Origin of the sequence: Bisgaardia hudsonensis (assembly GCF_004345785.1) — a bacterium.
GTDB lineage: Bacteria > Pseudomonadota > Gammaproteobacteria > Enterobacterales > Pasteurellaceae > Bisgaardia > Bisgaardia hudsonensis.
In genome coordinates this window covers 124,024-147,757 of sequence record NZ_SLXI01000005.1, presented here as the reverse complement: position 1 = coordinate 147,757, position 23,734 = coordinate 124,024, and the positions used below count along the sequence as shown (strand labels likewise).

Genomic DNA, 23,734 nt, shown 5'->3' with positions numbered 1-23,734 from the left:
CACTACAGAATTTTAATTAAGGAAACATTAGTAATGTCTAAAGAAAAATTTGAACGTAAAAAACCACACGTTAACGTGGGTACAATAGGCCACGTTGACCATGGTAAAACAACTTTAACAGCAGCAATTACAACTGTATTATCGAAAAAATTCGGTGGTGCTGCACGTGCATTTGATCAAATTGATAATGCACCAGAAGAAAAAGCACGTGGTATTACTATCAATACTTCACACGTTGAATATGATACAGAAACACGCCACTATGCACACGTTGACTGCCCAGGACACGCGGATTATGTGAAAAACATGATTACTGGTGCGGCACAAATGGATGGTGCTATTTTAGTAGTAGCAGCAACAGATGGTCCAATGCCACAAACACGTGAGCATATACTTTTAGGACGCCAAGTAGGTGTACCTTACATCATCGTATTCTTAAATAAATGTGATATGGTTGATGATGAAGAATTATTAGAATTAGTAGAGATGGAAGTTCGTGAACTTCTTTCACAATATGATTTCCCAGGTGATGATACACCAATCGTACGTGGTTCAGCATTACAAGCATTAAATGGTGTACCAGAGTGGGAAGATAAGATTGTAGAATTAGCAGGTCATTTAGATAGCTATATTCCAGAGCCAGAGCGTGCAATCGATCAGCCATTCTTATTACCAATTGAAGATGTATTCTCAATTTCAGGACGTGGAACGGTAGTAACAGGTCGTGTAGAGCGTGGTGTTATCCGTACAGGTGAAGAAGTTGAAATTGTTGGTATTAAACCAACAACAAAAACAACGGTAACAGGTGTGGAAATGTTCCGTAAATTGTTAGACGAAGGTCGTGCAGGTGAGAACGTAGGTGCATTATTACGTGGAACAAAACGTGAAGAAATCGAACGTGGACAAGTATTAGCGAAACCAGGTTCAATCACACCACATACAGACTTTGAATCAGAAGTTTACGTATTATCAAAAGATGAAGGTGGACGTCACACTCCATTCTTTAAAGGTTACCGTCCACAATTCTATTTCCGTACAACAGATGTAACAGGAACGATTGAATTACCAGAAGGCGTAGAAATGGTAATGCCAGGCGATAATATCAAAATGGTAGTAAGCTTAATTCACCCAATCGCGATGGACCAAGGTTTACGCTTTGCGATTCGTGAAGGTGGACGTACAGTAGGTGCGGGTGTTGTTGCAAAAATTATTAAATAATTAAGCAGAACATGAATGATAAAAAGGGATCTTATGATCCCTTTTTTATTGCTTATAAAAGTTTAATTAGATTAAGTATATTGAAATAGGTATAAATTTTGTGATTTTTATATGGATATTTAATTTTTAAATTTTTTAGCTAAATAAAATATAAAAATTAAACATTTTATCTTTTATTTTTGATATAGTAAGGATGTTCTCTTTAATTTACTTATCTAAGGAAAATATGTCAGAAAAAATTATTATTAATGAATCGCAGTTTATGCGCACAATTTCTCGTATTTCTCATGAAATTATTGAAAAACATCGTAGTTTAGACGATATTGTTATTGTTGGCATTAAGCGTCGAGGTGCTGAAATTGCTGAATTAATAAGACGTAAGATCGTTGATTTAACAGAAATTGATTTGCCTTCTTTAGAACTGGATATTACTTTTTATCGAGATGATCTTGATTACTTAGAAAACAAACATCAAGCGCCAGTATATAGTGGAGCTTCTGATTATATTGATATTGAAAATAAAACAGTAATTTTAATTGATGATGTGCTTTTTACTGGGCGTACAATTCGTGCGGCACTGGATGCTTTGATTGATTTTGGACGAGCAGCAAGAATAGAACTGGTTATTTTTGTGGACAGAGGACATCGAGAATTACCAATTCGAGCAGATTATGTTGGTAAGAATGTTCCAACTAGCCGTTTAGAGGAAATTCAGGTAAGAACAATGAATTTTGATAACTGTTATGAAGTAGCTTTACTTTCCAAATAAAGATAATGAACCTTTTAAAATAAATAAGGTCTAAGAGTGACAATTGTTGTAATTTAATAATGGGATAAATAATGAATATATTCAATGGTAAGAAAATTTTATTTTCTGTATTAGGTTTGTTTGCTATTGCAACGACTTCTCAAGCAATAGAAAAAGTGAGTGCAACAGTAAATGGAATCCCAATTCTTGAAAGTCAGGTTAAGAAAAAGTTGGGACTGGCAGCTAATACGAAAGCAAACTATAAAGTTGCAGTTGATAAAGTTATTGATGAGATATTAGTTGAGCAAGCAATTAAAGATTCAAAAGTTAAAGTAGATTATGCTCAGATAGATCGTATTATAGAAGGTATTGCCGCTCAAAATGGATTGACTTATGGTCAGTTTTTAGATGCCTTGGATTATCAAGGTATTAATTTTAATACTTATCGTAATCAGATTGCTAATCAGTTGATAATGAGCGAGGTACGTAATCAGGCAATAGGTCAAGGGATAGATGTAAGTCGGGAAGAAGTACAGGCTTTAGGTCAAAAAATGTTGAAAGAAGCAAAGAAACAAGGGACAGAAAGGAAAGTTTCAGGAACAGAGTATCAGGTTCGCCATATTTTGTTAAAACTTAATCCATTGCTCAATGATGCACAAGCAAAAGCTAAATTAACTCAAATTAGAAATGATATTATTTCCAAAAAAATTACTTTTGCTGATGCGGCATTAAAATATTCAAAAGATTATTTATCAGGAGCTAATGGTGGTAATTTGGGATTTGCATTTCCAGAAACCTATGTTGGAGAATTTGCTAAGACAGTTGCTCGATTGAAGAAAGGTATTATTTCACAACCAATTAAAACTGAATTTGGTTGGCATATTCTTGAAGTGACTGATACTCGTCAAGGTGATAGAACACAAGAAGCCTATATGCAAAAAGCGTATGAAAAATTGGTAAATCAGCAGGTTGAGCTGTATTCAAAAGATTGGGTAAAGGCGTTACGTAAACGAGCGAATATTCAATATCTTAATTAATTTAATAAAATCCCAGCAATAAGCTGGGATTTTGATTTATAATGTCATTAACATTTTTTATTTAAGAACAATTATGAATTCAAAAAAACATCTAGGTCATACTGCTCGTAAACGTTTCGGGCAAAACTTTTTACAGGATAATAATGTTATTCAAAATATTGTGTTATCTATTTATCCACAAAAAGATCAATTTTTAGTTGAAATTGGTCCGGGATTAGGTGCGTTAACAGAACCTGTTGCTGAACAAGTAGAGAGATTAACCGTAGTTGAGCTTGATCGAGATTTAGCAGAGCGTTTACGTCATCACCCATTTTTACATCAAAAATTAAATGTTATTGAAGCAGATGCAATGCAGTTTGATTTTCGAAAATTATATGAAGATGAAAATTTAGCAGAAAAGAATCAAAAATTACGAGTATTTGGTAATCTTCCTTATAATATTTCTACACCATTAATGTTTCATTTATTTGAATATCATGAGATTATTCAAGATATGCACTTTATGTTGCAAAAAGAAGTAGTCAAACGTTTATGTGCAGCACCGAATAGTAAGGCTTATGGACGTTTAACGGTAATGGCACAATATTTCTGTCAAGTTATTCCTGTGTTAGAAGTTCCCCCTTCAGCGTTTAAGCCTGCACCTAAAGTAGATTCTGCGGTGGTTCGTCTAATTCCTCATACAGTATTACCTCATCCTGTAAAAGATCTTTATTGGTTAAATAGGGTATGTAGTCAAGCATTTAATCAGCGTAGAAAAACCTTACGTAATGCATTATCAAGTTTATTTACATCTGAGCAATTAGTTGATCTAGGTATTAATTTAATGGATCGAGCTGAGAATTTAACGATTGCGGATTATGCTCGTTTAGCTAATTGGTTATTTGATAATCCACCTGTTGAAAATCAGCAAGTTACTGATGATATTTAAAATTAAAACCTAAAAGTGCGGTGAAAAAATGGCAACATATTTAGTTGGTGATTTACAAGGTTGTTATGATGAATTACGACTTTTACTGGATAAAGTAAACTTTGAACCGAGCGAAGATGAGCTTTATTTGGTTGGAGATTTGGTTGCTAGAGGGGATAAATCTTTAGAGTGCTTACGTTTCGTAAAATCTCTGGGCGGTGCAGGGCATACAGTTCTTGGAAATCATGATTTGCATTTAATTTCTACCGCACTTGGTATTAAAAAGGTGAAACCTAAAGATCATGTTGATGCAATTTTTACTGCACCTGATTTTCAAGAATTAATGGACTGGCTAAGAAAGCAGCCTCTACTTATTCATCATCAAATTCATAATTTTTTAGTTGTGCATGCGGGGATTTCACCTGATTGGGATCTGGATACCGCTAAGGCTTGTGCGAAAGAAGTCGAATGTATTTTACGATCAGATGATTATGCTGACTTACTAAAAAATATGTATGAAAACAAGCCAGATCGCTGGTCGGAAGATCTACAAGGTTTAGAGCGTTTACGTTATATTATTAATGTATTTACAAGAATGCGTTTTTGTTATGTTGATAATCGTCTTGATTTTGATTGTAAAGTACCCCCTGAACAAGCGCCAAAAGAATTAACTACTTGGTTTAGTTTAGCGAATCCATTATTTAAACAACAAAATATTATTTTTGGGCATTGGGCGAGTTTAGTCGATAGTAAAACACCCTCCAATATTTATGCTTTAGATACAGGTTGTGTTTGGGGAAATAGAATGACTATGTTGCGTTGGGAAGATAAACAATATTTTGAACAACCCGCAGTAAAAGATTATCGTTAGATTTTCCTTAAATAATCCCCTTATTCATTATTAATAAATTCTGTTATTTCCCCTTATTTTACGTTATTCTATAAGGTATTTTCTACGTTTAATTTAGACCGCTATTTATTCAAAGTGTGGTGGTTTTTTTATAAAAAGGTAAAGCTATGCAAGAACATTATCGTCCTGATTTGATTGAGGCTGAAGTTCAACAATATTGGAAAGACAATCAAACATTTAAAGCTGTTAAAGATGAAACTAAAGAAAAATATTATTGTTTATCTATGTTTCCCTATCCTTCTGGGCGTTTGCATATGGGGCACGTGCGTAACTATACAATCGGTGATGTGATTTCTCGTTATCAGCGTATGAATGGTAAAAATGTATTACAACCAATGGGGTGGGACGCATTTGGTTTACCTGCGGAAGGAGCCGCAATAAAAAATAAAACGGCTCCAGCCAAATGGACATATGAAAATATTGAGTATATGAAAAATCAGCTTAAAACATTAGGTTTTGGGTTTGATTGGGATCGTGAAGTAACGACCTGTCGTCCTGAATATTATAAATGGGAGCAATGGTTTTTTACTGAATTGTATAAAAAAGGTTTAGTATATAAAAAGACTTCGACTGTAAACTGGTGCCCAAACGATGAAACTGTACTTGCCAATGAACAAGTTCATGAAGGTTGTTGTTGGCGTTGTGATACTCCAGTAGAACAAAAAGAGATACCGCAATGGTTTATTAAAATTACCGACTATGTAGAGCAGTTGCTTACTGATTTAGAACATTTACCTGAATGGCCTGATATGGTTAAAACGATGCAGCGTAACTGGATTGGGCGTTCTGAAGGGGTTGAAATCACTTTCCGTATTGAAAATTCTGATGAAACTGTCGCCGTATATACGACACGCCCTGATACTTTTTATGGTGTATCTTATATGGCTGTGGCTGCAGGACATCCATTAGCTGAGCAAGCAGCTAAAACAAATCCAGCACTCGCTCAATTTATCCAAGAGTGCAAAAATACGAAAGTAGCAGAAGCAGAATTGGCTACGATGGAAAAGAAAGGAATGGCAACAGGTTTATATGCTGTTCATCCTATCACGAATAAGCAAGTACCAATTTGGGTAGCCAATTTCGTATTAATGCACTATGGTACTGGTGCAGTAATGGCAGTTCCAGCACATGATCAACGTGATTATGAATTTGCTCAAAAATATAATTTACCATTATTTCCAGTGATTACACCAGCAGATGGCTCGGTATTAGATCTTTCTGAAAAGGCTTATACTGAGTATGGTGTGAGTATTAATTCTGAAGAATTTAATGGTTTAGATTTTGAAGCGACATTTAATGGTATTGCTGATAAATTAGAAAAAATGGGCGTAGGTAAACGACAAGTGAATTACCGCTTACGTGACTGGGGGGTTTCTCGCCAACGTTATTGGGGGGCTCCAATCCCAATGCTTACGCTTGAAAATGGCGATGTCGTTCCTGCACCATTAGCGGATTTACCAATTCAGCTACCTGAAGATGTGGTAATGGATGGGGTAAAAAGTCCAATTAAAGCGGATCCTAATTGGGCAAAAACGACTTATCAAGGTCAACCAGCATTAAAAGAAACGGATACTTTTGATACCTTTATGGAGTCCTCTTGGTATTATGCTCGTTACACTTCACCAACTTTCCAACAAGGTATGCTAGACAGTGATGAAGCAAATTACTGGTTACCAGTGGATCAATATATTGGTGGTATTGAACACGCCACTATGCATTTATTATATTTCCGTTTCTTTCATAAATTATTACGTGATGCAGGTCTAGTAAATTCAGATGAACCTGCAAATAAATTATTATGTCAAGGTATGGTGCTAGCGGATGCCTTTTATTATACCAGTCCAACGAATGAACGTATTTGGGTTTCACCAACAAAAGTTACATTAGAACGAGATGAGAAAGGACGTATTGTCAAAGCAATTGATGATGAAGGTCATGAACTTGTTCACACAGGTATGACAAAAATGTCTAAGTCAAAGAATAATGGTATTGATCCACAAGAGATGGTAGAAAAATATGGCGCAGATACTGTTCGTTTATTTATGATGTTTGCTTCCCCTGCTGAAATGACATTAGAATGGCAAGAGTCTGGTGTAGAGGGAGCAAATCGTTTCTTACGTCGTTTATGGAACTTGGTATTTGAATATAGCAAGGTTGCAACAACAAGTTTAGTTGATAGTGCGATACTCTCTCGTGAGCAGAAAGCGTTACGCCGTGATGTTCATAAAACTATTGCCAAAGTAAGTGATGATATTGGACGCCGCCAGACGTTTAATACAGCTATTGCAGCTGTAATGGAATTGATGAATAAACTTACTAAAGCACCATTAGTTGATGAGCAAGATCGGGCGATTATGGCTGAAGCATTGAGTGCGGTAGTACGTATGCTTTATCCAATTACCCCACATATTTGTTTCCAACTATGGAAAGATCTAGGTAACAAGGATACCATTGATTTCGCCGCTTGGGTGCAAGCAGATGAGAAAGCAATGATTGATGATGAAAAATTAGTGGTTGTTCAGGTAAATGGTAAAGTCCGTGCGAAAATAACTGTACCAGCGGATATGGCTGAAAATGAGATTAAAGAGGTTGCATTGGCAGAACCTAATGTAACTAAATTCCTTGAAGGCTTAACTATCTTGAAAGTTATTTATGTACCGGGTAAATTATTAAGTTTTGTTGCAAAATAATTTAAAAAAATGGCCGCACTTTTTAAAAGTGCGGTTAAAATAAAAAAGGTTTTTTATGCAAAAGAAAATTAAAGTAGCGCTTGCTACAATCGGATTATTCTTAACAGGTTGCGGTTTTCACTTCCAGACAGGTGAATTATTACCCGTTTCCTTAAAGACGTTAACATTAGAAAGCAATGATCAATACAGTCGTATGACAATGGCACTAAGAAAACAGTTATTAATAAATAACGTAAGATTAGTTGACAGTCAGAAAGATATTCCTGTATTGAGACTTAATAAAACATCTATTAGCGATGAAGTTGCCTCAATATTTAAACAAGGTAAAGAAGCAGAAAAGCTACTTATACTAGATGTAGAAGCAACTGTACGGTTAGCTAATTCTAAAAGTTATCCATTAACAACAAGGGTAACTCGTACGTTCTTTGATAACTCTCGAGCTGCATTAGCAAAATCAGCAGAAAAAGAAGTGATTTGGAATGATATGCGTGAGCAGGCTGCAAGACAAATTTTAAGTCAAATGGTCGCCTTACAAAATAAAATTGTTGAAAAATAACCGAATAAAATATGAAACGTATTTTTACGGAACAACTTGTAAAGAATCTCGAAAGAGAATTGGCTAATATCTACTATCTAGTCGGTCAAGATTTATTACTACAAACAGAAAGTCGAGATCTTATTTTAAAGACTGCCTTGTCAAACGGATTTGATGAGAAATTTGAGATAATTATTGATAATTCAACAGATTGGGATAGCCTTTTTGAACAAGTACAATCTATGGGATTGTTTTTTAATCGTCAGGTTATTTTTCTTACTTTGCCTGAAAACATTTCCGTATCAATACAAAAAAAATTACAACAACTCATCTCATTACTACATTCTGATATATTATTAGTGTTGCAATTTCCCAAATTAACTAAGTTAATGGAAAAGCAGTTGTGGTTTCTTGAAAGTGAGCAATATGATCCACTGGCTACCTTAATTAATTGTCAAACTCCGAATGCAAATCAATTACCTACTTGGATTGTTAATCGAGCCAAGTCAATGTCGCTTACCATTGATGAGGAGGCTGTTGAGTTACTTTGTTACAGTTATGAAAATAATTTATTAGCATTAAAACAAAGTTTACAGCTTCTTGCATTGTTATATCCAGAGCAGAAAATAACTTATAAAAGAGTAGAGGAAGTGGTGGAACAATCCTCTATTTTTACCGTATTTCAGTGGATAGATGCGTTATTTGATGGGAATTTACCTCGAGCAAAACGTATTTTAAATGGATTACAAGTTGATGATGTTCAACCTATTATTTTATTAAGAACATTACAACGTGAATTAGTGACAATTTTAGATCTCACTAAGCCACAGGATAAATTAATGAATATTGATGAACCTTTGCACCGAGATCAACTACGTGAGAATTTTGATCGCCTAAAAATTTGGCAAAATAGACGTCCTTTTTTTATCCAAGTGATACAACGCTTTAATTATCGTAAACTGTATTTAGTTATTCAACAATTAGCCGATATAGAGCGGATAGCCAAACAAGAATTTACTGATACTTTATGGGAAAAGTTACTTGATATTTCTATTGAAGTATCGCAATCAAAAATATAATAAAAATTCTTTGAGCAAGTTTATATTAGATATAAATTAAGGTAACATAATGATAATACTTGTATTTTTACATGGATTGCTTGGTGATAAGTCTGATTGGAAACATATTGTAGCAAAATTATCACCAATACCTTGTGTATGTGTTGATCTTCCGTTTCATGGTGATGCTCAAAATATTACAGTTTCTAATTTTGAAGAAACCGTTTGTTATATCTCAAAACAAATACAAAATAAATTATCACAAAAACCTTATATTATTGTTGGTTATTCTCTTGGGGGGCGTATTGCTCTGTACTATGCTTTGCAATCACTATTACCTAAAGGACAATTAAAAGGTATTGTGTTGGAAGGGGCTAATTTAGGACTTACTTCTCAAATAGAGAAACTACAGCGTTGGGAAAATGATATGTATTGGGCAAATAGATTTGCCAAAGACAATCTTTATTCCGTATTAAATGATTGGTATCAACAATCTGTATTCTCTCATCTCGATATGGAGCAGAGAGAAAATATAATCAAAAAACGTACTGCTCTTTTAAATAAAAGTGGGGGTAAATCTATTTCATTAATGTTAAAAGCTACATCATTAGCTAAGCAACCTAACTTTATTGAAAAAGTGCGGTCAACATTATTACCTATTTATTATATTGTTGGGGAAAAAGATCATAAATTTAAAAATATAGCAATCAATAATCAGCTTAATCATTATATAGTGGAACAGAGCGGTCATAATACTCATCAAGAAAATCCAAGTAAGTTTGTCGAAATATTAAATATTATATTAAAGGACTTTGAGATGAATAAAAAAGAGTAACTTTTATTTGTTATATTTGAAATAAAAGGATATACGAATCACGGATTGATTATTATAATGATGAACAAATAACAGGATTATGTTTTAAGGAAAGGAAGATGCAATTTTCCAAAATGCATGGATTAGGAAATGATTTTGTAGTGGTGGATGCAATAACGCAGAATGTTTATTTCCCTACTGAAGTAATTAAAAGGCTTGCTGATCGTAATAGAGGTATTGGTTTTGATCAATTATTAATTGTCGAGCCACCTTATGATCCTGAAGTTGATTTTCATTATCGTATTTTTAATGCTGATGGTAGCGAAGTTGCACAATGTGGTAATGGTGCTCGCTGCTTTGCTCGTTTTGTTACCTTAAAAAATTTGACGAATAAAAAAGACATATCTGTTAGTACGACAAAAGGGAAAATGATCCTTACAGTAAAAGATGATGGTACTGTCCGAGTGAACATGGGGGAGCCTATTTGGGAGCCAAGTAAAGTACCATTTAAAGCAAATAAATTTGAAAAAAATTATATTATCCGTACTGATATTCAAACAGTCCTCTGTGGTGTAGTATCTATGGGTAATCCTCATTGTGTTGTTCAAGTGGATAATATTGATACTGCGAATATAGAACAACTTGGTCCTTTACTAGAAAATCATGAACGTTTTCCTGATAGAGTTAATGCTGGATTTATGCAGATTATCAATCCTAACCATATAAAACTACGTGTTTACGAACGTGGAGCTGGTGAAACTCAAGCTTGTGGAAGTGGCGCTTGTGCTGCAGTGGCTGTGGGGATAATGCAAGGTAGTCTTTCTAATAAGGTAAAGGTTGATCTTCCTGGTGGAAATTTATTCATTGAATGGCAGGGGATAGGATCTCCCCTTTATATGACAGGTGAAGCAACTCATGTTTATGATGGCGTTATAAGGTTATAAACAAATAGTTAATATTAATAACTAATAATTTTAACTGTTTACATCCACGCATTATTACGAATTATGCCAACGGCAATTCCTTCTATTTCAAATTGTGGTTGTTCTTTTAAATCTACAATAATGGGGTCGAATTCTTCGTTTTCTGCATGTAGATAAACAACAGAACCTTTCCGTTCTAAGCGTTTTACGGTAACTTCATCTTCAATTCTCGCAACGACAATTTGTCCATTTCTAACATCTTTTGTACTATGGACTGCGAGTAAGTCGCCATCTAATATACCTATATTTTTCATAGATTGGCCATAAACTTTAAGTAAGAAATTTGCTTGAGGTTTAAACATATTAGCATCAACTTTATAGGTAGCCTCTATATGCTGTTCAGCTAAAATAGGTTCTCCTGCAGCGACTCTTCCAATGAGTGGTAATCCATCAATATCATCTTCTATGTTTGTTTCCCCTCCAATAATGCGGATACCCCGAGAAACACCAGAAATAATTTCGATAACCCCTTTTCTTGCAAGAGCCTTTAAATGCTCTTCAGCTGCATTAGGTGATTTAAACCCTAATTCTTTAGATATTTCTGCTCTTGTTGGAGGCATTCCAGTGCTATCAATATGTGATTTTAATAGATCATATATTTCTTTTTGTCTTGCGGTAAGGGTTTTTAATAATCCCATTAATAACTCCTGTTTTTATATACAGATTTACTGTTATTATATACAGAAAATGCTTTAGTGCAATATTTCTTTTATGTAAATTCTTTTAAATATTGAGTATTTTTATTGTAGAATGGGTAACAATGTATTATTGAAATCTATAACTGGTTTATTTTATGTCAAAAATTCTCAATTTATATCGAAAGTGTTTAGAGTTTCCGCTTTCTTTTCTAGTTAAAAATAATCCCATCCCACAAAAACCAATTGAAGAACTAGAATTAGATTTAGAGCAACCTATTATTTATATTTTGCCTTATACTTCACAGACGGACTTTGTTATTTTTAGACGAAATTGTTTATCAGTAGGACTCCCCGATCCTATTGAAAAAAATAGTTTTAATGGTATCGATTTACCGCGTTATGTATTTTTAGATGAGGGACGACATTTTTTTAAGTCAAAAGGTGCAAAAGCAGAAACGGTTGATACAATAAAAAAATATCTAACATTGCATCGTACATTTCTTGGTTTGAATGTACAACTTGTTCCTGTGTCAGTGTTATGGGGGCGTTCACCAGGTCATGAAGATCAATCAGAGTTACCTAAACTTAGGTTGTTGAATGGTATTCAGAAAACCGCCGCCGCTATATGGTTTGGGCGAGATACTTTTGTTCGTTTTTCGCAAGCACTATCATTGCGTTATATGATCGATGAATATGGTTTTAATGAAGGTATGGCAGTAAAATTGGCTAGAGTTGCAAGAATACATTTTGCCAAGCAGCGAATTTCGGCAACAGGCCCAAGATTACCTAATCGTGAGGCAATGTTTAATAAGCTATTACAATCACCAGCTATTTTATCCGCTATCTCTGATGAGGCAAAGACCAAAAAGATTTCCGAAGAAAAAGCACGAAAAGAAGCTTATAAAATATTAGATGAGATAGCCGCCAATGTAAATTATGAAGGGCTAAGGTTAGCAAATCGATTTTTACGTTTATTATGGAATAAGTTGTATCAAGGCATTGAAGTTGAAAATGCAGATCGTGTTCGTAAGTTAGCTTTAGAAGGGAATGAGATTGTTTATATCCCTTGTCACCGTAGTCATATTGATTATCTCTTATTATCTTATTTATTGTATCATCAAGGGCTTGTTACACCGCATATTGCCGCTGGAATTAATTTAAATTTTTGGCCTATTGGAGCATTATTCCGTCGTGGTGGTGCCTTCTTTATTCGTCGTAGTTTTAAAGGTAATCGACTTTATTCGACAATTTTTCGTGAGTATTTATCGGAATTATTCCATCGTGGTTATTCTGTCGAATTTTTCATTGAAGGGGGACGTTCACGTACTGGTCGTTTGTTGACACCTAAAACAGGTATGATGTCGATGACATTGCAAACATTAGTACAAGGACAAACTCGCCCGATTGCTATTGTTCCTGTTTATATTGGTTATGAGCATGTGATTGAAGTAGATACTTACGCGAAAGAATTAAGAGGTGCAGAGAAAGAGAAAGAAAATGCAGGTTTAGTTTTACGAGTAATTAGAAAATTACGTAATCTTGGTAAGGGATATGTGAATTTTGGTGAGCCAATTAAATTAAATAATTATTTAAATGAGAATTTTCCTAGTTGGAAAGATAATTGTGATGTTGAAAGACCCGCTTGGTTTAGTCAAGCTGTTGATTCGGTATCAAATCAAGTTATGGTCAATATGAATAAAGCGGCTGCAATTAATTCAATGAATTTAACAGGCACTGTTTTATTGTCAGCTCGTCAGAGAGCATTGTCAAAAGAACAGTTGATCGAACAATTGGATAGCTATATCAGATTGTTTAAAAATGCACCATATTCACAAGATATTATTGTACCTGAAGAGTCTCCTGAAGAAATTTTGACTCATGTTTTAAGTTTAGAGCGAGTAGGTATTATCGTTGAGAAAGATAATTTTGGTGAAATTATTCGTTTAGAACGTAATTCAGCGGTATTAATGACTTATTACCGCAATAATATTCAACATCTATTTGTACTGCCATCATTGATTGCAAGTATTGTTTTACATTATGAAGCGATTCAAAAAGATTTAATACTTGAGGCAGTTCATAAGATTTATCCTTTCTTAAAATCAGAACTATTTTTACATTTTTCAGAAAATGAATTAAATACCCGTATTGAGCAAATTATTAATGAGTTTCAAGAACAACAGTTAATAAAATGTAGTGCTAATTTTGTGTCCATTAATAGACTTAAAGTAAGAGTATTACAATTATGGTCAGCTAATGTTCGTGAAATATTGCAACGTTATTATATTACCATTAGTATTTTGAGAAATTCCCCTTCTATATCTCGTGTTGCATTGGAGAAAGAGAGTCAGTCTGTAGCACAACGTTTATCCGTATTACATGGTATTAATGCGCCAGAATTTTTTGATAAAGCCGTTTTTTCTACATTCATTGCAAGTTTAAAAGATAATGGTTATTTTGATGAAAATGCTGTAGCAATAGGTGAAAAATTAGACTTTATTACAGAATATCTTGATCGTATGATATCAGATGAAGTGATATTAACAATAAAAAGTGCCGTTGATAAAACTGATTAATTTTGTTGTGAGCTAGTATTTTGTATTATATAAAAGACCGCATTTTATTTCATATAAAGTGCGGTCTTATTTTTATAAGATTTTAAATATTAAAGAAATTTAGCTTTTAATTCTTTGGCAACTGCTAATTGTTTTTCAGTTGCTGCTTTTGTCATTGGTTCACGACAATATCCAGCTTCAACACCTTCAAGTTTCAATAACTCTTTAATTGTTAGGTATAAACCATTTGCTAAGATACCTTCAATTAAATCATTAGTTACATTTTGAATTTCAAGAGCTTCTTTTAATTTACCTGCTTGAGTTAATTCAAAAATTTGTCTTGCACGAACGCCGTTTACATTAAATGTACTACCAATCGCACCATCAACACCTAATGCTGCTGCAGGTAACATCATTTCGTCAAAACCAGCCCAAATTAAGTGATTTGGATAAGCTTTTTTCAAACGTTCTAATAAATAGAAGTCACCAGCTGTGAATTTAACACCAATGATTTTTGGATTTTTGTAAAGTTCACCAAATTGTTCAACACCAATATTAACACCAGTTAAGAATGGGATTGAATAAACGATCATATTATTACCTGTTTCGGCTATAATTGTATCGTAGTAGTGTTTGATTTCAGGGAAGCTAAATTTATAGTAGAATGGCGTTACTGCAGATAGACAGTCATAGCCTAGTTCAGTTGCATATTTACCTAATTCGATAGATTCTTGTAAATTTACACTACCTACTTGTGCAATTAAAGCAATTTGATCTTTTGCCTCATCTTTAGCAATACGGAAGATTTCTTTTTTCTCAGCGGTTGAAAGCATAAAGTTTTCGCCCGTACTACCACCGACATATAGACCATCGACTTTCATTTTATCGATGTTATGACGGATAATTTGGCGTAAACCTTTTTCATTTACTGAGCCATCTTCGTTAAAAGACACTAACAATGCACTGTAAATACCTTTTAAATTTTTCATTTTTTTCTCCTAATTGAAGGGGGTTATTTTATTCTTTGTTCCAAAATAACATTAACTGTTTTTTGTTTCGTTGCTATTGCTTGCTCTTCTTCAACTTGCACAATCAAAGTATAGATTAAATCTAATACAAAGAGTTGAGCTATTTTGGTACCAATAGAGTCGCCTTGTAACTGACCTTGGCGATTGCCATTAGTCAATACATAATCAGCAACTAATGTTATTGGTGAACGTAAATTATGAGTAAGAGCGACGGTAGTTGCACCATTTTTTTTGGCAATACTAAGAGCTTGTATTGTTTCTTTTGAATAGCCAGAATGGCTTATACCTAATACTACATCACCTTCTTTCATCAGCGAGGCTTGCATATACATAAAATGATTATTGCTCGTTGCATCTACTTGTAGGCCAATTCGCATTAATTTATTTTTTGCATCTTCTGCCGTAATACCTGATGATCCAACACCAAATAAGAAAATTCTTTTGGCATTTCGTATTTGTGTGACTACTTGTTCTAATTGTTCTATATCCAATAGATTAACGGTTTCACTAATTACACCATTAATTGCATTTTGTAATTTTTCAGCAATATGCTGTGCATCATCATTTTTAGTAATATCACTTTCTAATAATGAATTTGGTTGCCTATCTTTGGTTGCTAGTTCAATAGATAATTGTAATTTAAAATCAGTAAATCCTTTAAAACCTAATGTTCTACAGAATCGGATAAAAGTTGCTTCTCCTACATCAAATTGATGTGATATTTCAGCTAAGGAGCATTGGCTTAATAAATGAGGAGAAGACAGAATAGTTGTTGCGATCTTTTTTTCTGTTTTAGTGAGGCTATGATATAGCGCTCCTATCGTATCTAAAATATTGCCACTAGTTACAGCCATAATGTGATATCTCCTCTAATTTGATCAGTTGATTTTTCTTTAATGAATTATTTAATTAACTCAACAGGTACTTTCACGACTAGTTTTTTTAAGTTCACTACTTTTCCATCAACGTTACAACAAGGTTTATGAGGCTCGTAAGGAAAGAAAATAGCAAACATATTAGGAGTTAATTTAATTGTACTTTTATTTGGGATATCTGGAATAAGCTGATAATCATCTTTTTCATCATATGGTGTATATTGAGATAAATCAGGTGTATTAACAGCGTATTCAATCCATTCTTGACCTGAAATTAGTACCTGTACATCAATATATTGTCGATGTAATTCTGCTTGTTTGCTTTCTGACGCTGCAGTTTCAGGCTCCATAACGTTCATATAAATTTGATCAGTAAGATCATGACGACCTTTTTCTAAATTAATTAGATCTAATGTTTTTAGATGATCACAAACATCAGCGATTACTTTTGGTAAATTGAGTTTGAAATTTTCTGTTGTTAAATCACCAAAAATCATATTCACTCCTTAAAATCTATTGTGGATTATAGTAAATTTTTTGTTAATTGTTTTTCGATCCAATATGCGGCTCCAATTAATCCCGCATCACCACCATGTACAGCTGATTCTACTTCACATTGATAGAATGTTGGCATCGTACTCAAATATTCTTTTACTAATGGTAAGTAGCCTTCTGCAAGACCCACACTACCGCCTAATGATACTTTTTGTATATCCAATCCAATCGCCATATCTGCGATTAAATTGGCGATTGCTGATGCTGAACGTCTAATAAGTGCGATCGCTTTTTCATCACCTTTTCTAAATAACTCAAATGCTTCTTTAGGGGAACAAGGTGGTGTCCATTGACTTGATACTGCTTCAATTGCTCGTCCTGCTGCAATTGCTTCGACACAACCTCTTCGTCCGCAACCACAGATTGGTCCATTAGGATCAGCTAGAGTATGACCAATATGTCCCACGACACCATTTGGTCCTGTGGATAGTTCACCATCTAAGATGATTCCTCCTCCGACACCAGTAGAAACGGTAATGAATACAAAATTTTTAATTTTATTTTGATCTTGCTCTTTATACTCTGCACAAACAGCAGCTTGAACATCGTTTAATAATCCAATAGGTTTATCTGTATGTTGGGCAATACTATTTTTTAATGGAAAATCAGCCAAACCACCCAAGTTTTTAGGATTTAAGGCAGTTAAAATACCATTATTAATAATACCTGTTGAGGCAACGACTACTGCATCAAATTGCCCTGCATAATATGCCATTATCTCAGCTATTGTATTATGCATTTCGACGGCAACATTAGTTGTTGGTGTGGCAACTTGGCGACGATTTTTAATATTACTATTTGTAACAATCGCTGAGGCTATTTTTGTACCACCAATATCAAGAGCTAAACAACGCATTTTATATTCCTTATACTTTTGCCTTTTCAATAGATTTTGCAAACCAACTTACGATATGTTCTAAGCGAGTTAATGCAGATCCTACGGTAACTGAATGTGCACCAATTTCAATAGCAATTCTAGCTAATTCAGGTGTGTTATATCTGCCTTCTGCCATCACTGTACAACCTGCTACTTTTAGATCTTTTACTAATTGATAATCTGGTTCTTCAGGAATTTCACCACCGGTATAGCCTGACATTGTGCTACCAACGATATCAAAACCTAATTTTTGACAATACAGTCCCTCTTCTAGATTTGAACAATCAGCCATTGCGAGACAACCTAATTCATGGATTTTTTTCACCGCACTTTCGATATCAACAGGGCGAGTTCTATTCGTTCCATCTACGGCGATAATATCGGCGCCAGCTGCAGCAAGATCTTCTATATCATGTAGAAATGGTGTAATTCTTACGGGACTGTCTGATAAATCTCTTTTTACAATACCAATTATCGGTGCTGTTACGACCTTACGTGTTGCTTTCAAGTTTTCAATACCTTCAATACGTAATCCTTTTGCACCACCAATCAAAGATGCTTGTGCCATTGCGGCGACAATATTAGGATCATCCATTGGACCATTATCTACAGGTTGACAAGAAGCAATTAATCCATGCTTTATTGTATTTAAAACTTCAGAATGTGATAATTTTGACATAACGACTCCGATATTTTTCTTAGTTTAGAAGTTAATATTCACGATGATAAGAATAAACCTATCAAAATAAAAAACAAGAAAAATAATTAAAAATTGAGATCTTGATCAAATAATGGAGTAAAATTTCAATAAATAGTTTGCAGATGAATTAAATGTCAAGTATTGTATGGTAGAAGTTTAAGTATCCATTTTAATTTGAGTGGATTAATTGATATTAAATTACTTGTAAAAGTTAAAGGAATTTTTCACTTTTATTCGCATTTTTTATGTAGTTTTCTGGAGGCATTATGAAAGTCTTAAATAAATTAGAAGAATGGCTAGGCGGAACCCTTTTTCTGATTATTTTTGGGATACTGTTAGCACAGATAGTCTCGCGCCAAGTCTTTGATTCACCATTGATTTGGAGTGAGGAATTAGCAAGGTTATTATTTATCTATGTAGGTATGTTTGGAATTAGTATGGCGACTAGGACGCAACAACACGTTTACATAGATTTTTTAACCAATAAAATGCCAGTGGGAGTAAGAAAAGGGGTTAATTCATTTGTTCAAATCTTGACATATATTTGTCTTTTTTTATTTTTTCATTTGGGGTTAAAGATATTTCTGGATTCAAGTTTTGAAATAGTTTCATTAGAGATATCAGAAAAATGGTTATATGCGGCATTGCCGTTAATTACGGTATTGATGTTTTACCGTTTTTTACAAGCACAAAATGAAAACTATAAAAATAATTTAAGTCATTTACCCCCATTATTTTATATAGTTTTGACAGTGGTATTACTTGGGATTTTATTTTTCCAACCTGATTTATTTAAGGCGTTGAGAATCACTAATTATGTAAAATTGGGTAGTGATGCAGTTTATGTTGTTCTAGTGGTTTGGTTAATTATTATGTTTCTTGGCTCACCGGTGGGTTGGTCATTATTTATTGCCACAATCTTATATTTTGCGATGACACGTTGGAGTATAGTAAATTCAGCCTCAACGAAGTTAACGGATAGTTTAAATAGTTTCTCATTACTTTCAGTACCGTTCTTTATTTTAACAGGTATTTTAATGAATACTGGTGGGATAACAGAAAGAATTTTTAACTTTGCGAAAGCGTTATTAGGTCATTATAGTGGTGGAATGGGACACGTTAATATTGGTGCGAGTTTGATTTTTTCTGGAATGTCAGGTTCAGCCTTAGCGGATGCGGGTGGTTTAGGTCAATTAGAAATCAAAGCGATGCGAGATGCGGGTTACGATGATGATATCTGTGGTGGGATAACGGCAGCATCTTGTATTATTGGACCGCTGGTTCCGCCGAGTATTGCGATGATTATTTATGGTGTTATTGCGAATGAGTCTATTGCCAAATTATTTATAGCAGGGTTTGTGCCAGGCGTATTAATTACCATTGCGTTAATGACGATGAACTACTTTGTGGCGAAAAAGCGTGGTTATCCAAAGACAGCAAAAGCGACATTAGAAGAGCGTTGTGTAGCGTTTAAGAAAGCGATTTGGGCGGTATTAACTCCAATTTTAATTATAGGTGGTATTTTCTCTGGATTGTTTACACCGACAGAGGCGGCGGTAATTGCGGCAGCATACTCAACGATAATTGGTATGTTTGTTTATAAAGAATTAACATTAAAGTTATTCTTTAAGAGTTGCGTAGAAGCAATGGCGATTACGGGTGTAACGGCATTGATGGTAATGACAGTAACTTTCTTTGGAGATATGATTGCACGTGAACAGGTTGCGATGCGAATCGCGGAGTTTTTTGTTGCGGTAGCGGATACACCGACAATGGTATTAATAATGATTAACTTACTGTTGTTGTTCTTGGGAATGTTTATTGACGCATTAGCATTACAGTTTTTAGTATTACCGATGTTAATACCGATAGCGGTGCATTTTGGAATTGATTTAGTGTTTTTTGGCGTAATGACAACCTTAAATATGATGGTGGGTATTTTAACGCCACCGATGGGAATGGCGTTGTTTGTGGTAGCTCGAGTGGGTAATATGTCGGTAAGTACAGTAACCAAAGGTGTGTTACCATTCTTAGTGCCAATATTTGTGACATTAATATTAATTACATTCTTCCCGAGTATTATTACTTTTATTCCTAATTTGATTATGCCGTAATTGAGATGGGTAATAAGTAATTTGAGTATAGAATGAAATAGTCAATGAATTAATAATTATTGACAGTTAATGATAGAAAAGATGAGTGTAATGCTCATCTTTTTTATTTTTAGTATAATATTGTAATAAACAATAAAAATATTTTTAATAGTTTGAGTAAAATTGAAGAAAATTTTTATGTAAAAAAGTTGTTTTTAATTGCTAAGTTTATAGTAAATAAAAACCGCCTGTTTTGGTATGGACCCCAAAAGTTAGGCGGTTTTGTTGTTTTAGTGTAGGGGATTATTGGATTAATTGTTGATGTAATTCTTGTAAGGAATACACATCGCAATTATCAATACTTTTAACTCCTTCGACTAAGGCTTCTGCACCAGCCAATGTTGTTTGGATAAACACTTTTTGTTGCAATGCACTGCGACGAATAGAATGGCTATCAGTAATACTTTCAGGTAGGCTTCCTACGGTATTTATTACCATCGCAATTTCCCCGTTTTTGATTGCGTCTACAATGTGTGGGCGACCTTCACGTACTTTTTTGATAGTTTGAGCAAAAATCCCTTGTTCTTTTAAGAATTTTGCCGTACCAAGTGTTGCGCATAATCCATAGCCTTGTTCTTGTAAGGCTCGAGCCACAGGTAATAAACGCTCTTTATCTTTATTATCTACGGATAAAAATACCTTTCCTGTTTTAGGGATTTTTTCATTGGCAGCTAATTCAGCTTTTAAGAAGGCTTCAGAGAAGGTTTTTCCAACCCCCATCACTTCACCTGTTGAACGCATTTCAGGTCCTAAAATTGTGTCAACCCCAGGGAACTTAATAAATGGGAATACCGCTTCTTTCACTGCATAAAAGTGCGGTACAATTTCGCCGAGAATACCTTGTTCTCGTAAACTAATACCAGCCATTGCTCTGGCGGCAATTTTAGCTAGAGGTTGACTTGTTGCTTTACTTACAAACGGCACAGTACGACTTGCCCTTGGGTTTACTTCTAATACATAGATTTGATTATCTTGTACTGCAAATTGTACATTCATCAAGCCCACAACATTTAATGCTTTTGCCATCGCAATAGTTTGACGACGAATTTCATCTTGAATAGTTTGGCTTAATGAATAAGGTGGTAGAGAACAAGCACTATCACCACTGTGAATACCTGCTTGCTCAATATGTTGCATAATGCCACCAATAATTACTTGCTCTCCATCAGAAATACAATCAACATCTACTTCAATCGCATTATTTAAGAAATGATCTAATAATATTGGGCTATCTTCCGAGACTTGTACCGCTTCACGCATATAACGGTTAAGTTCATCAACATGATAAACTATTTGCATTGCACGTCCGCCCAAAACATAGGATGGTCGAACCACCAAAGGATAACCTACTTCTTCAGCAAGAGTAATAGCTTCCTCAACATTTCGTGCAGTACGGTTATTAGGTTGTTTTAAATGCAAATCTTGTAGGATTTTTTGGAAACGTTCTCGATCTTCTGCCGCATCAATGCTGTCAGCAGAGGTACCAATAATATTAACCCCATTTTTTTCTAGATCATTTGCCAATTTTAAAGGAGTTTGACCACCATAATGCACAATTACCCCATAAGGTTTTTCAATATGGACAATTTCCAAAACATCTTCAAGAGTAAGAGGTTCAAAATACAAACGATCAGAGGTATCAAAATCAGTTGAAACGGTTTCAGGATTACAATTCACCATAATAGTTTCAAAACTACTTTCTCGTAATGCGAGTGCGGCGTGAACGCAGCAATAGTCAAATTCAATCCCTTGTCCTATACGGTTTGGACCACCGCCTAAAATCATAATTTTCTTGTTATCAGTAGGACGACTTTCACATTCTTCTTCATAGGTTGAATAGAGATAAGCTGTATCAGAACTAAATTCGCCAGCACAAGTATCCACACGTTTATAAACAGGGTGGAGATTTAAAGAATAACGTTTATTTCTGACCGCACTTTCAGTAGTTTTTGTTAATTGAGCAATTCGTTTATCTGAAAAACCTTTGCGTTTTAAACGGCGTAATTCTGCATAATCTAGTTCATCAAGAGAACGTTTTTCTAGGGAAAGTTCTTCTTTTACAAGATCTTCAATTTGTACTAAGAACCAAGGATCAATTTTAGAATAATGGTGAACTTCTTCTAAACTCATACCTAAACCAAAAGCGTCGGCAACATAAAGAATGCGACTTGGACCAGGATTACCTAATTCCATTCGTACTTTTTCTTGATCATCAGACAGTAAGTTAAAACCACAAATTCCTGTTTCTAAACCTCGTAAGGCTTTTTGTAAACTTTCTTGGAAAGTTCGTCCCATCGCCATCACTTCGCCTACGGATTTCATTTGTGTGGTTAAACGATCGTCGGCTTGAGGGAATTTTTCAAAAGCAAAGCGAGGCACTTTTGTAACCACATAATCAATAGAGGGTTCAAAGGACGCTGGAATTAAGCCACCAGTAATATCGTTACGCAATTCATTTAGGGTATAACCTACGGCTAATTTAGCTGCTACTTTGGCAATCGGGAATCCCGTTGCTTTTGACGCTAAAGCAGAAGAGCGACTAACACGAGGGTTCATTTCAATAACAATCATTTCGCCATTTTCAGGATTAATGGCGAACTGAACATTAGAGCCACCCGTATCAACACCGATTTCACGTAATACTGCAAGAGAAGCATTACGCATAATTTGATATTCTTTATCAGTTAAGGTTTGAGCGGGAGCAACGGTAATCGAATCACCCGTATGCACACCCATAGGATCAAAGTTTTCAATGGAGCAAACGATAATGCAGTTATCAGCTTTATCACGCACAACTTCCATTTCATATTCTTTCCAGCCTAAAACTGATTGTTCAATTAATAGTTCGTGAGTTGGGGAAGCATCAAAGCCACGCTCACAAATAGTATAAAATTCATCTTTATTATAAGCAATACCACCACCAGAACCACCCATTGTAAATGAAGGACGAATTAAGGTTGGAAAACCGACTTCTTCTTGGGCTGCCCAAGCCTCTTCAAAACTATGGCAAACAAAAGATTTAGGGGTATTTAAGCCAATCTTCTCCATTGCTTCTTTAAAGCGACCACGATCTTCCGCTTTATCAATGGCATCTTCTGTGGCTCCAATCAATTCTACATTATATTTTTTCAGAACACCTTGTTTTGATAAATCTAATGCACAGTTTAATGCAGTCTGCCCGCCCATTGTGGGTAAAATGGCATCTGGGCGTTCTTTTTCAATGATTTTTTCTACTGTTTTCCATTCAATCGGCTCAATATAAGTGACATCCGCCATATCTGGATCGGTCATAATAGTTGCAGGGTTAGAATTGACTAATACGACTTTATAGCCTTCTTCTCGCAAGGCTTTACAGGCTTGAGCGCCTGAATAATCAAATTCACAGGCTTGACCAATTACAATCGGTCCCGCTCCGATGATTAGTATTGTATTTATATCTGTACGTTTTGGCAT

At 34.7% G+C, this 23,734-nt stretch carries 19 protein-coding genes; 12 read left to right on the top strand and 7 right to left on the bottom strand.

Annotated elements, in window-relative coordinates:
• Positions 1-33: 33 nt before the first annotated feature.
• The 10 genes from tuf to dapF all read left to right on the top strand — a co-directional run bounded on the left by tuf (position 34) and on the right by dapF (position 10,861).
• Positions 34-1,218 carry an elongation factor Tu gene (gene tuf / locus EV697_RS07850; RefSeq protein WP_132023998.1) on the top strand — a complete coding sequence of 395 codons (1,185 nt, stop codon included), beginning with the start codon at positions 34-36 and terminating at the stop codon, positions 1,216-1,218.
• A gap of 226 nt (positions 1,219-1,444) precedes the next feature.
• Positions 1,445-1,987, top strand: a complete 543-nt coding sequence (pyrR, locus tag EV697_RS07845; RefSeq protein ID WP_132024394.1) for a bifunctional pyr operon transcriptional regulator/uracil phosphoribosyltransferase PyrR — start codon at positions 1,445-1,447, stop codon at positions 1,985-1,987.
• Positions 1,988-2,058: 71 nt separating this feature from the next.
• The gene (locus EV697_RS07840) at positions 2,059-3,003 is read left to right on the top strand and encodes a peptidylprolyl isomerase (RefSeq protein ID WP_132024392.1); all 945 of its coding nucleotides are present in this window, start codon (positions 2,059-2,061) and stop codon (positions 3,001-3,003) included.
• Between the two features lie 73 nt (positions 3,004-3,076).
• On the top strand, positions 3,077-3,931 hold the full coding sequence (gene rsmA / locus EV697_RS07835; RefSeq protein ID WP_132024390.1) for a 16S rRNA (adenine(1518)-N(6)/adenine(1519)-N(6))-dimethyltransferase RsmA: 855 nt from the start codon (positions 3,077-3,079) through the stop codon (positions 3,929-3,931).
• 28 nt (positions 3,932-3,959) lie between these two features.
• On the top strand, positions 3,960-4,781 hold the full coding sequence (gene apaH / locus EV697_RS07830) for a bis(5'-nucleosyl)-tetraphosphatase (symmetrical) ApaH (RefSeq protein ID WP_132024388.1): 822 nt from the start codon (positions 3,960-3,962) through the stop codon (positions 4,779-4,781).
• A 146-nt stretch (positions 4,782-4,927) separates the two neighbouring features.
• Positions 4,928-7,510 carry a leucine--tRNA ligase gene (leuS, locus tag EV697_RS07825; protein WP_132024386.1) on the top strand — a complete coding sequence of 861 codons (2,583 nt, stop codon included), beginning with the start codon at positions 4,928-4,930 and terminating at the stop codon, positions 7,508-7,510.
• A 55-nt stretch (positions 7,511-7,565) separates the two neighbouring features.
• Entirely contained in the window at positions 7,566-8,066 is a 501-nt protein-coding gene (locus EV697_RS07820; protein WP_132024384.1) for an LPS-assembly lipoprotein LptE, read from the top strand.
• An 11-nt stretch (positions 8,067-8,077) separates the two neighbouring features.
• On the top strand, positions 8,078-9,124 hold the full coding sequence (holA, locus tag EV697_RS07815) for a DNA polymerase III subunit delta (RefSeq protein ID WP_132024382.1): 1,047 nt from the start codon (positions 8,078-8,080) through the stop codon (positions 9,122-9,124).
• Between the two features lie 49 nt (positions 9,125-9,173).
• Positions 9,174-9,938 (top strand): 2-succinyl-6-hydroxy-2,4-cyclohexadiene-1-carboxylate synthase, encoded by a 765-nt coding sequence (menH, locus tag EV697_RS07810; protein ID WP_418883942.1) that lies wholly within the window; start codon positions 9,174-9,176, stop codon positions 9,936-9,938.
• A 98-nt stretch (positions 9,939-10,036) separates the two neighbouring features.
• Positions 10,037-10,861, top strand: coding sequence for a diaminopimelate epimerase (gene dapF, locus EV697_RS07805; RefSeq protein ID WP_132024379.1), 825 nt, complete (start codon positions 10,037-10,039; stop codon positions 10,859-10,861).
• A 38-nt stretch (positions 10,862-10,899) separates the two neighbouring features.
• Here the strand turns inward: dapF and lexA are convergent, their stop codons facing one another.
• Positions 10,900-11,538: a transcriptional repressor LexA gene (gene lexA, locus EV697_RS07800; RefSeq protein ID WP_132024377.1), complete on the bottom strand. Its 639-nt coding sequence runs from the start codon at positions 11,536-11,538 to the stop codon at positions 10,900-10,902.
• A gap of 155 nt (positions 11,539-11,693) precedes the next feature.
• Between lexA and plsB the strand changes: the two genes are divergently transcribed.
• Positions 11,694-14,114: a glycerol-3-phosphate 1-O-acyltransferase PlsB gene (plsB, locus tag EV697_RS07795; protein WP_132024375.1), complete on the top strand. Its 2,421-nt coding sequence runs from the start codon at positions 11,694-11,696 to the stop codon at positions 14,112-14,114.
• Between the two features lie 89 nt (positions 14,115-14,203).
• On the opposite strand, the gene nanA is transcribed toward plsB, so the two are convergent.
• From nanA to EV697_RS07770, 5 genes are read right to left on the bottom strand one after another with little or no spacing between them, the layout of a single operon-like run.
• Positions 14,204-15,082, bottom strand: coding sequence for an N-acetylneuraminate lyase (nanA, locus tag EV697_RS07790; protein WP_132024373.1), 879 nt, complete (start codon positions 15,080-15,082; stop codon positions 14,204-14,206).
• Between the two features lie 23 nt (positions 15,083-15,105).
• The gene (locus EV697_RS07785; RefSeq protein WP_132024371.1) at positions 15,106-15,975 is read right to left on the bottom strand and encodes a MurR/RpiR family transcriptional regulator; all 870 of its coding nucleotides are present in this window, start codon (positions 15,973-15,975) and stop codon (positions 15,106-15,108) included.
• Between the two features lie 47 nt (positions 15,976-16,022).
• Complete coding sequence (gene nanQ, locus EV697_RS07780) at positions 16,023-16,493, bottom strand: N-acetylneuraminate anomerase (protein ID WP_132024369.1); 471 nt, start codon at positions 16,491-16,493, stop codon at positions 16,023-16,025.
• Between the two features lie 26 nt (positions 16,494-16,519).
• Positions 16,520-17,407 (bottom strand): N-acetylmannosamine kinase, encoded by an 888-nt coding sequence (locus EV697_RS07775; protein WP_132024367.1) that lies wholly within the window; start codon positions 17,405-17,407, stop codon positions 16,520-16,522.
• A gap of 10 nt (positions 17,408-17,417) precedes the next feature.
• Positions 17,418-18,107, bottom strand: a complete 690-nt coding sequence (locus EV697_RS07770) for an N-acetylmannosamine-6-phosphate 2-epimerase (RefSeq protein ID WP_132024365.1) — start codon at positions 18,105-18,107, stop codon at positions 17,418-17,420.
• A gap of 287 nt (positions 18,108-18,394) precedes the next feature.
• On the opposite strand from EV697_RS07770, the gene EV697_RS07765 reads away from it, so the two are divergent.
• A complete protein-coding gene (locus EV697_RS07765) occupies positions 18,395-20,242 on the top strand; it encodes a TRAP transporter large permease subunit (protein ID WP_132024363.1) in 1,848 nt (615 codons plus the stop codon).
• Positions 20,243-20,524: 282 nt separating this feature from the next.
• Here EV697_RS07765 and carB read toward each other — a convergent pair whose 3' ends face one another.
• Positions 20,525-23,734, bottom strand: a complete 3,210-nt coding sequence (gene carB, locus EV697_RS07760) for a carbamoyl-phosphate synthase large subunit (RefSeq protein ID WP_132024361.1) — start codon at positions 23,732-23,734, stop codon at positions 20,525-20,527.